The sequence below is a fragment of the Mycobacterium hackensackense genome, assembly GCF_025822555.1.
Taxonomy (GTDB): Bacteria; Actinomycetota; Actinomycetes; order Mycobacteriales; family Mycobacteriaceae; genus Mycobacterium; species Mycobacterium fluoranthenivorans.
The window spans coordinates 1-797 of sequence record NZ_JACKUC010000003.1; the positions used below are offsets into that span (position 1 = coordinate 1).

General features: G+C 63.1%; 1 protein-coding gene. It reads right to left on the reverse strand.

Annotated features, from left to right (window positions below):
• A partial coding sequence (locus tag H7J86_RS00020; RefSeq protein WP_267288591.1) for an AI-2E family transporter occupies window positions 1–705 on the reverse strand: 705 nt, incomplete at its 3' end.
• Window positions 706–797: the final 92 nt, after the last annotated feature.

Consider the following 797-nt stretch of genomic DNA (forward strand, 5'->3'; position numbering starts at 1 on the left):
GACGACGACGCCGGCTATGGTCGATCCCACGACGGGAACGAGATCGAGGATCGCGACGAAGATTGCCAGTAACAACGGGTAGGGCACGTCGAATATCGCCAGCCAGATGAGCGTCACCACACCGGTGATCACCGAGATCAACACATTTCCCAACACATACGAGCCGACTTTCGCGAAGACCTCGTCACCGATGAGGATGGCCCGCGGCCGCCTGGTGTGCGGCACCAGCCGGTACATGGCGGTTCTCATGCGCGGCATATCGGCGAGGAAGTACAGCGTCAAGATGATGGCGATGAGCGTGTCGGCGAGCACCTCGAATACCGCGGTGCCGGCGCTGACCACCCCGTTGAAGGCTGATCCGTCTGCGCCGTTGATCATATCGGTGATTCGCTGCTGCAAGTGGAATCGGTCGTTGAGCCGTCCGATCGTCGACGAATTGTCCTGCGCCTGCTGAAGGTACAGCGGTGCCTGCCGGATCAGTTCATTGGCCTGTTGTGCCAGCGGCGGAATCGCCGCAGCGACGAAAGCGCCCATCAATGCCAGGAAGACGACAAAGACCAGGCCCGTGGCCAGCGGGCGACGCAGCCCGTGCTTGACAAGCCAGGAGACCAACGGTTCCAGCCCGAGCGCCAGGAAGAACGCGACCCCGATGACCACCAGGATCGAGGACAGCGACGAAAGAACTTGAACGGCACCGTAAGTCACCGCCACTCCGGCGGATGCGGTGAGGCCGATGAAAAAGGGCGACCGTCGGTCGAACCGCCGCCCGGGCGGCCCGAGGGGCCGCTCGGCGGAAC